The 10,046-nt window shown below is 30.2% G+C and carries 9 protein-coding genes; 6 read left to right on the forward strand and 3 right to left on the reverse strand.

The features are described from left to right. Nucleotides 1–133: 133 nt before the first annotated feature. From modA to KPL38_RS16300, 4 genes are all read left to right on the forward strand, one after another. A complete protein-coding gene (gene modA, locus KPL38_RS16285) occupies nt 134–943 on the forward strand; it encodes a molybdate ABC transporter substrate-binding protein (RefSeq protein WP_216290205.1) in 810 nt (269 codons plus the stop codon). A gap of 17 nt (nt 944–960) precedes the next feature. Further along, nucleotides 961–1,644, forward strand: a complete 684-nt coding sequence (gene modB, locus KPL38_RS16290) for a molybdate ABC transporter permease subunit (protein WP_216290206.1) — start codon at nt 961–963, stop codon at nt 1,642–1,644. Nucleotides 1,645–1,646: 2 nt separating this feature from the next. Then, nucleotides 1,647–2,714 carry a sulfate/molybdate ABC transporter ATP-binding protein gene (locus tag KPL38_RS16295; RefSeq protein WP_216290207.1) on the forward strand — a complete coding sequence of 356 codons (1,068 nt, stop codon included), beginning with the start codon at nt 1,647–1,649 and terminating at the stop codon, nt 2,712–2,714. A 326-nt stretch (nt 2,715–3,040) separates the two neighbouring features. Next, nucleotides 3,041–3,304 carry a hypothetical protein gene (locus KPL38_RS16300; RefSeq protein WP_216290208.1) on the forward strand — a complete coding sequence of 88 codons (264 nt, stop codon included), beginning with the start codon at nt 3,041–3,043 and terminating at the stop codon, nt 3,302–3,304. 87 nt (nt 3,305–3,391) lie between these two features. Here KPL38_RS16300 and KPL38_RS16305 read toward each other — a convergent pair whose 3' ends face one another. Together KPL38_RS16305 and KPL38_RS16310 are read right to left on the reverse strand one after the other, a co-directional pair. Continuing rightward, complete coding sequence (locus KPL38_RS16305) at nt 3,392–4,873, reverse strand: L-fucose/L-arabinose isomerase family protein (RefSeq protein WP_216290209.1); 1,482 nt, start codon at nt 4,871–4,873, stop codon at nt 3,392–3,394. Between the two features lie 42 nt (nt 4,874–4,915). After that, nucleotides 4,916–5,539, reverse strand: a complete 624-nt coding sequence (locus KPL38_RS16310) for a DUF4867 family protein (RefSeq protein ID WP_216290210.1) — start codon at nt 5,537–5,539, stop codon at nt 4,916–4,918. A gap of 1,047 nt (nt 5,540–6,586) precedes the next feature. On the opposite strand from KPL38_RS16310, the gene KPL38_RS16315 reads away from it, so the two are divergent. Both KPL38_RS16315 and KPL38_RS16320 read left to right on the forward strand, forming a co-directional pair. After that, nucleotides 6,587–7,969, forward strand: coding sequence for a sugar porter family MFS transporter (locus KPL38_RS16315; RefSeq protein ID WP_216290211.1), 1,383 nt, complete (start codon nt 6,587–6,589; stop codon nt 7,967–7,969). 308 nt (nt 7,970–8,277) lie between these two features. Then, complete coding sequence (locus KPL38_RS16320) at nt 8,278–8,496, forward strand: hypothetical protein (RefSeq protein WP_216290212.1); 219 nt, start codon at nt 8,278–8,280, stop codon at nt 8,494–8,496. Between the two features lie 110 nt (nt 8,497–8,606). On the opposite strand, the gene KPL38_RS16325 is transcribed toward KPL38_RS16320, so the two are convergent. Then, the gene (locus KPL38_RS16325; RefSeq protein WP_216290213.1) at nt 8,607–9,785 is read right to left on the reverse strand and encodes an ROK family transcriptional regulator; all 1,179 of its coding nucleotides are present in this window, start codon (nt 9,783–9,785) and stop codon (nt 8,607–8,609) included. Nucleotides 9,786–10,046: the final 261 nt, after the last annotated feature.

Raw genomic sequence — 10,046 nt, forward strand, 5'->3', positions numbered from 1 at the left:
AACAATTATACCAGAAAGAGGGGGTCATTGTTTTTTTTCTTAAAAACAGCTACAATCCTTGCAATTGCAGGGTCTTAAATAAATAAAACAAAGATAGTGTTAACACTATCCTATAAAATATGGGGGGATAAAGATGAAAAGAGGAATAAGTTCTTTACTAGGTATGGTTTTAATAGCGTCTACATTGGTAATGGGGGGGTGCGCTCAGAAGGCCAAAACTTCTAAGACACCAACTCAAAAACCAGTTACACTAACAATTTCAGCTGCTGCAAGTTTAACAGAAGCTATGGGTGAAATTAAAATACTTTATAAGAAGGAAAAACCAAATGTTACAATAAATTATAACTTTGGTTCATCAGGAATTTTACAACAACAAATAGAACAAGGTGCAAATGCTGATTTATTCTTTTCAGCGGCTACAAAACAGATGACCGCACTTCAGAAAAAAGGTTTACTAATTGACAGTACCAAGGTAAACTTATTAGGAAATAGTGTAGTGCTTATAACTAAAAGTGATTCTAAATTAAGTATTAATAATTTTAAAGATTTGGAAAACAGTAATATCAAGAAAATTGCTTTGGGAGAACCGAAAACTGTTCCTGTAGGTCAATACTCAGAGGAAATATTGACGTCTTTAAAAATTCTTGATAAAGTGAAAGCAAAAGCCGTTTATGGAAAAGATGTTAAAGAAGTTTTATCTTGGGTTGAATCAGGAGATGCAGATGCAGGAATTGTATATGGTAGTGATGCTAAGACTTCAAGTAAAGTAAAGGTTGGAGCAAAAGCGGGCACGGAATTATATAAAAAGCCAGTAGTTTATCCTGTAGCTGTAATTAAAGCTAGTAAAAATATAGATGATACTAAAGCGTTTTTGAAATATCTGTCTAGTGATAAAGCAAAAGCAGTATTTACATCATATGGTTTTAGTTCCCTTGTAAAATAAGTTAGGAGTTGGAGCGTATGTCAGACTATTCACCATTATGGATTTCCATAAAGACATCTATTACAGCTACAATTATAGTGTTTTTTATTGGTATCGCAGTGGCTTGGTTTATGGCTAACTATAAAGGTCGTGCTAGAGGATTATTAGATGGGATTTTGACATTACCAATGGTACTTCCTCCAACGGTTTTGGGATTTATATTGCTTATGATTATAGGCAAGAATTTTCCCATAGGAAGGTTGTTAAGTAAATTTGGAATTAATATAATATTCACATGGTATGCTACAGTTATAGCTGCAACTGTAGTTGCATTTCCTTTAATGTATAGGACGTGTGTGGGTGCTTTTAGACAAATTGATGTTAATGTTATTAATGCTGCCAGGACCCTTGGAGTATCTGAACGAAAAATTTTTTGGAAAGTAGCTGTACCGCTAGCTTGGCCAGGAATTGCAGCAGGTACAGTCTTGTCATTTGCAAGGGCACTTGGAGAATTTGGAGCAACTATAATGATTGCTGGAAGTATTCCTGGCAAAACGCAAACAATACCAATTGCAATATATTTTGCTGAGGTAGCTGGAGAAACTGGCAATGCTATTAAATGGGTAATATTAATATTTATAATATCTCTAACAGTTATGGTTGCTAGTGATAAATGGGCTGAGAAGCAAATGTTTATAGTGTCATCTGCAAGGAGAAAATAATTATGAGTTTAGAGGTAGATATTACAAAGAAACTACAAGGATTTGAGCTTAAAGTTGATTTCAAGGCAGAAAATGATATTTTAGGCCTTTTAGGGGCATCTGGATCAGGGAAAAGTATGACACTAAGGTGCATAGCAGGAATTGAAACACCTGACATTGGTAGGATAGTGTTAAATGGCCGGGTTTTGTTTGATTCAGAGAATAAAATAAACATGCCAATTAGAGAAAGAAAAGTAGGATTCCTTTTCCAAAATTATGCTCTTTTTCCGAATATGACGGTTGAACAAAATATTGGGTTTGGGCTTATTAAAAGTATTTCTAAAATTGAAAAAGCTAATAAGATAAGAAAAAAAATTATTGATTTACAGCTTAGTGGAATGGAAAAGAGGTATCCATATCAATTATCAGGAGGACAACAACAAAGAGTTGCACTTGCAAGAGCTCTTGTTGTAAATCCTGAAATATTACTTCTTGATGAACCATTTTCAGCATTAGATGAACATCTTAGAAATAACATGATTATTAGGCTACAGGAAGACCTTAAACAGTTTAAGGGAACATCAATTTTTGTTACACATAATATGGAAGAGGCTTATCAATTATGCAATAATATAATAATAATAGCAGGGGGAAGTATTGACGCTATTGGGCATAAGAATGTTATATTTAATAACCCACCGACTCTTTATTCTGCTAAATTAACAGGTTGTAAAAACATCTCAAAAGCTAGAAAAGTTATGTCCAATGTAATAGAGGCTATTGATTGGGGATGCAGAATTACTTTTAATTATGAATTAGAAGAAAATATAAAATATATAGGGATTAGAGCTCATTATTTAGAAATTTGTGAAGCTGATGAAGTCATTAATACATTTAATTGCTGGGTTGTTTTTACTAGCGAGGCGCTATTTAGAACAAAAGTATATCTTAAGTTTAGTGAGCCTATAGGAAATGAAAAGGATTATCATGTAATGTGTGATGTTTCTAAGGAAGAGTGGAATTTAATTAAGCAAAAATCTCTTCCATTTAAAATAAAAATTAATCCAGAGAAAGTTATAAAAATTAAGTGAAATTGAAAACAAATTTTGAATATTAAAGGTATAGAAGTAATTGTTAAAAACAAAACTTTTATACTTTTAATTGTTTTTTGAGCTTAATGCAATAAGTATTTATAAATATTAAATGAATATATCATGTTTTACATATATTGCTAAAAATAATTCAATAAAAACACTTCTAAAAACTTGAAAATTAGTATATAATAATTATACGAACTGGTGTTCTAAAATGTGGACAAAATAGATGAAATAGTGTTTTATTTATTTGATAATGTGTGGAGGGAAAGATGGAATACTGTCGTTGAATGAATTCAATGTTTTAAGGAGGGTAAGAGTATATGAAAGTTTTAGCTTTACCTATAGAGATGATTTCTTATACAGATAATAGAGGATATATAAAGCCTATAAGGTTTAGAATGCAAATAGATAATGCGCCTATGCAGGTCATAAAAATAGATAAAGTTATAGTAAAAGATACTGAAAAATTTGCAGGGAATACTATGCTTGTTTATAAGTGTCAGAGTCTAATTGATGATGTCATAAAATTATTCGAAATTAAGTATGAACTTACAACTTGTAAATGGATTCTGTTTAAAATCTAAAGTACAATTAAGTAATGCATACGAAAAAGCACCTATAAGAGATCACTTTTTTATGTGATTATCTTATAGGTGCCAATTCAATGATTATTATTTAAAAGGGTTTTCTGATTTATAAAGCATTCCTTTTGGTTGATTAAATGATAATTCTTTGACGCCTAAGTATTTAAATAAATTGTAAATTGCTTTTCCATAATGTCCAAATGCAACTGCACCATGATGTGGGAATCTCTTTTCAATTAACACATTACGATAGAATCTTGCCATCTCAGGAATTGCAAAAACACCAATTGATCCAAATGAACGAGTTGGGACTGGTAAAACTTCACCTTCTGCTACATATGCAGTTAATTCTGCTTCTGCATTGCTTTGTAAACGGAAGAATGTTATATCTCCAGGAATAATATCTCCTTCAAGTGTTCCTCTAGTTATGTTTGGTTCTTTATTAGGTTCAAGCGATCTTGCCATAATTTTTTGAAATTTCATAGTAGCACTTGTTAATTTACAAGAAGCTGTATTACCACAATGGAATCCCATAAATGTATCTTTTAATGTATAATCAAATTTACCTTTGATTTTTGAATCATACATATCAGCAGGTACTGTATTATTAATATCAAGTAATGTTACAACATCTTGGCTTATGCAAGTTCCTATATATTCACTTAAGGCACCATAAATATCAACTTCACATGATACGGGAATCCCCATTGCAGTTAGTCTGCTGTTTACATAACAAGGTACAAAACCAAATTGTGTTTGGAATGATGGCCAACATTTATTTGCAAAAACAACAAATTCCCTTGAACCTTTATGTGTTTCTATCCAATCTAATAATGTAATTTCATATTGAGCAAGCTTTGATAAAATACCAGGCATTTTATTTCCTTCACCAAGTTCTTCTTTCATGCTAGCTATTACTTCTGGAATTCTTGAATCATTAGCATGCTCATTAAAAGCTGCATATAAATCAAGTTCTGAATTTTCTTCAATTTCAACACCTAAATTATATAACTGCTTAATTGGTGCATTACATGCTAGAAAATCCTGTGGACGAGGTCCGAAAGAGATTATCTTTAGTTTGTCTAGTCCAAGTAATGTAGTAGCAACTGGTACAAATTCTGAAATCATATCGGCAACTTCAGGAGCTGTTCCAACAGGATAATCAGGAATAAATGCTTTTATATTACGTAGTGCTAAATTGTAGCTTGCATTTAACATTCCGCAATAAGCATCTCCACGACCATTAAGTAAGTTATCTCCACTTTCTTCAGAAGCAGCAACAAACATTACTGGTCCACCAAATTGTTTTGCAAGTAGAGTTTCTGATGTTTCAGGACCAAAATTTCCAAGGTATACTACTAATGCATTTACACCAGCTTCTTTAACTTCCTTTACTGCCTTTAACATATCTGTTTCATTTTCCACAGTAGTTAAACATTCAAATATATCTACCTTAGATTTCTTGAAATTTTCTACTACTGCTTTTCTACGACTTTCAGATAACTCCATTGGGAAGCAATCTCTGCTTACTGCGACAATTCCTAATTTTAATTGTGGTAAATTTTTCATTTTTAATTCCTCCAATTTGTTTTAATATATTTTAATGTATGTTTATTTAACTGAAATATTTAATCCCTTTAATCCTACAAATGCTCCCTGAGCACCTAAATCGGTATCCTTGTGGCCAATTAACCATTTGTTTCTAGCAAATAGCAAAGCATCCTCACCAGATTTATTAATCTTGCTTTCTAATGATAAATTAGTGTCCTTTGGTAAAACAACTACACATTTAAATCCATATTCATTAGCATTACAAGGTGCATAATGAAGTGTCGTTGCATAGACCTCAAGTATTGTACCAGTTGGAATTATAAACGCTTCGATTTTTGAAGTATCATATGAATAATCTTCTTCAACATCCTGAATACAACCTAAAAGTAAAATAAAATCGGTTACTGCAACATTTATTTCAGATGAACGATGATATTCAACTGCGTTCAATAAATAATTATTACCGTTACAATATCCTATTTGAATTGGTAATTCACCAAATTCTCTTGTTTTTAAATCTTCGAAAATTTTTAAATTTTCCAATTCTTTAACTGATGGTTCATAAATTACATCAGTTGGCAATGGTGTCGTTTTCATTTTTTCAATCAGTTTAGAACAATTATAATTTTTGAGAACACGTCCATATTTTTTAAATTCATTATCTGTAACTTTTTTAATAATCATATTTATTTTCCCCCTCATGTAGGTATTTAGATGTAAAATTAGATATCTTTTTAAAATCACTTTAATAAGTTCATTCTACATCTAATTTGCGCTTTCTGCAATATGTTTTTGTAAACTTTTTCATTTTATTAAAATTATCAATATTTTAATTTTGAAAAGGGATTATTTTTAGGCGAGATAATTAAAATAAATTGCTTTAGTTTACGTAATTTTCCATTTGTACCTATATACAGTTGGTTGTTTAAAACAATTCCTGCCCCAACACATTTGTGAATACTTCTTGTAACACAGATTGTTCATTACTGCTTTTCATAGTACCCCTACTAGTAAGTAATAGATTTCATATTTTAAAAAATTTAACATCCAATTGTAAAGACTATTTGATGAAATATTTCAAACCTAAAGTAATAATTGATGCAAAAATAAAATAGGGGAAGTAAATGTAATAACTGAATTACTTGTCCAAAACAAGAAACTAACGCTGAAAGAAAAAATGATTAAAGTCATTCAACTCTTGATCTAGTGTATAGTGGAGGATACATGATTTACTTGTACTATCTGTGAAAATATCTAATGTAGTGGGTATATTTGCTAAATAATTGTTAATGCTATTTTTCCTAATTGTATTTCAAAATCAATAATGTTCGTAGATTTATACAAATTAAATTTAGAATTTGTAAAACTTTTTAAAACGCATTGAAAAAGTTTTTTTGGTGTGTTATACTAAATTTATTAAAATAGCTTATAGGAATTTTTAAAAAACATGAAACCGTTTAATATTTACGAATCTATGCAATAATAAATTTACAACTAAATAAAATAAAAATGGGGAGGGTAATAACTTATACGGAATTTTTTAATAAATATGAAACCGTTTAATATTTACAAATTGATACGATAATAAATTTACAACTAAATAAAATAAAAATAGGAGATGATTATGACTTATATGGAACTTTTTAATAAATATGAAATCGTTTAATATTTACGATTACATGCGATAATAAATTTACGACTAAATAAAATAAAAAATAGGGGATGTTTTCAATGAGGGTAAAAAGAAAAATTAGCAGTTCTTTAATATATATTTTTGGTGCACTTAGCGGCCTTTTGTTTGGTTATGATACTGGAGTTATTTCAGGGGCAATTTTGTTTATTCAAAAACAAATGCACCTTGATTCATGGCAACAAGGTTGGGTTGTTAGTTCTGTACTACTAGGGGCTGTTCTTGGGGCTGCAATTATTGGACCAATGTCTGATAAGTTTGGACGTAGGAAATTGATTTTACTATCATCAATTATTTTCTTCGTTGGTGCAATTGGATCAGCATTTTCTCCAGGGTTTTCAGCATTGATTTTATCACGTGTTGTTCTTGGTATGGCGGTAGGTGCTTCCTCTGCTTTAATTCCAACATACTTAGCTGAATTATCACCTGCAGAAAAACGTGGTTCTGTGTCAAGTTTATTCCAGTTGATGGTAATGAGCGGTATTTTATTAGCCTACATAACTAACTATAGTTTCTCCAACTTGTATAGTGGCTGGCGTTGGATGCTTGGATTTGCTGCTATTCCAGCAGCAATTCTTTTCCTAGGAGGTCTTGTATTACCAGAAAGTCCTCGTTTTTTAGTTAAAGATGGTCGATTTGATGAAGCTCGAGATGTCTTAGCCCAAATGAATAAACATAATGAAAGTGCTGTTAATGATGAACTTATTCAAATTAAGAAACAAGCTGCAATGAAAAGTGGCGGAATTAAAGAATTATTTGGTAAATTTGTTCACCCGGCATTGGTTATTGGTGCTGGATTAGCAATTTTCCAACAGGTTATGGGCTGCAATACAGTTCTTTACTATGCACCAACTATCTTTACTGAGGTTGGCTTTGGTGTTCAAGCGGCTTTACTTGCCCACATTGGAATAGGAATTTTTAATGTTATTGTTACTGTTGTAGCTGTTATGATCATGGATAAAGTTGATCGTAAAAAGATGTTGATTTATGGAGCGATTGGAATGGGAACTTCCTTACTAATTATGAGCATTTCAATGAAGTTCTCTCATGGGTCATTAACTGCTGCAATTATTTGTGTTATTGCATTAACTGTTTATATTGGATTCTTTTCAGCTACGTGGGGACCTGTAATGTGGGTCATGATTGGTGAAGTATTTCCTTTAAATATTCGTGGACTTGGCAACTCATTTAGTAGTGTAATTAATTGGGGTGCTAACATGATAGTATCATTAACATTTCCTCCATTATTGAATTTCTTTGGAACGGGTAGTTTATTTATAGGTTATGGTGCCCTTTGTTTTGTTTCAATATGGTTTGTTAGATCTAAGGTATTTGAAACTCGTAATCGTTCTCTTGAAGAGATAGAAGCTACTCTTAGGGCACATGCTAGTAAGAAAAATGATAAACAACGTATTTGTAGTTGAAATTTTAGGGGAGCTGTTGTACTGAGAAATCAGTACAACAGCTTTTTTTTGTCCAAAGTACAAATGTGAGAGATTGCTAAATAACTATTTTATTTAGCAATCTCTCACATTACCGTGCGTGGGTTTATCTAACAATTATTGTATTAAGTTCTAAAACAAAAAGGAAACAACGCATTTATGTTCAAGATATACTGTAAGGGGTTGATATGATGTTTTAATGGTAGTATACCAGGTCAGAAGCCATATAAAAGGTACAATATATATATTATTGTTATACTAATAGAATAAGGAGTTCTCATAGGATAGAAGTGGAAACAAAAATAAATATTAAATTAATGTGGTTGGTGAAAAAAATCAGTCCTGATCATGGAACTTTTTTAGTTTTTATGAAAGATAATAGGGTAGCTATCAAAAAAATTAAAGGGTTTATTTTATTTACCAAGGGATTAGGGTTAGATGGTAATCTACTTGCTGTTGATGGAACAAATTTAAAGGTTAGTAAAATAATATCGCATGATTGTATGTAAAAAACTAGTATAATAAAAAATTATACTAGTTTTATAATCACCCTGAAAAATCCTTAACATAGTATAAGGATTTTTCAGGTATACTCTTTTACATAAATAAATAATTATATCTAAATTATTTTTTCATCTAAAAAAAATAATTTCCTCATTGGCAAGAATGCCGCTCCAAGTATAGATGCATTACCTTCTAAATTAGAAAACGATACTTTACATTCTTTTTTATCATAGAAATCGTTTTGCTTAAATATTTTGTCCATTAATTTTGTCTCAATAAGGCTCTTATAATCAGATATTTCTCCATCAATAATTATACATCGTGGATCTAATATCAATATTATATTCTTAATGCCTTCTGCTAAAAATTCTAAATAAGTATTTAATATTTTTTCCGCTTTATTATCTGTTTTGGACATCTCCATAAAATCCTTTAAGCTGTTATTTTTAATATTATATTCCTTTTTATATTCATCCAGTAATGCTTTTTTAGAAGCATATAATTCCCAGCATCCTTTTTTACCACAATTACATTGTTTCCCATTTTTTATTATAGTCATGTGTCCAAACTCTCCTGCACGCTTATTAAAACCTTTATAAACATTATCCGTAATTATTATGCCCGTACCAATACCTTCTGTTATTGATATAAAAACCAAACTACTTTTAACATAATTAAAATTTATAAATGCTTCTGCATATGCCGACGCATTAGCTTCATTTTCTATAAATATTGGCACTGGAAGATCACGTTCAAAATCTTTAAAACATACATTTTTCAACTTCAAGTTTGGTGCATTCCTTAAAATTAATTCTTTTTCATTAACAGTACCAGGTAATGAAAAACCTATTCCCAATATCCTATATAATGGTATATTATTTGTAGCAATAATATTATTAATTTCTTTTTTAATTTCTATAGTAATATTGTTGAAATCATCTATCTTATCAGGCACATTAATAATTTTTTCGACTATTATATTAAAATTTAGATTAGTCAAAATAATTCTAACTTGTTCTTTTGTAATAAGTATTCCAAAAGAATATCTACAATTTGGTAAAAATCTAACAATCGCAGGTTTTCTCCCTCCAGAAGATTCTCCAACCTTAGTTTCATCTAAATATCCTTGTTTTATAAGTTCCCTAACATTACTTATAACTGTTGGGATACTTATCTTGACAGTTTGGGCTATTAAACGCTTAGTAAGTTGTTGCTTCCTATATAACAACTGAATTATTTTTTTCTGATTTGTTATTTTTATTGTTTCTTGATTTGTAGTTTTTAAACTTTTCATATTATAACACCCATTTCATTAGTTTAACATTTATTGTATTAATTAATAATTTCTTATAAATCACTCATCAAAATATTATTTATATTTAAATCCATATTTTACTTGGTTCTTAAAGTTTTTTTGTCTAACGGATTATATGATGAACTATATATATTATGATTATCCCACAAAAAGCTTGTAATTACTTCCAAACGTAGTAATTATGATATAATAATATCAAAATCAGTACGTAGAGGAGGATTACTATGTTTTGCAAAAATA

Origin of the sequence: Clostridium psychrophilum, from assembly GCF_018861705.1 — a bacterium.
Taxonomy (GTDB): Bacteria; Bacillota; Clostridia; order Clostridiales; family Clostridiaceae; genus Clostridium_AD; species Clostridium_AD psychrophilum.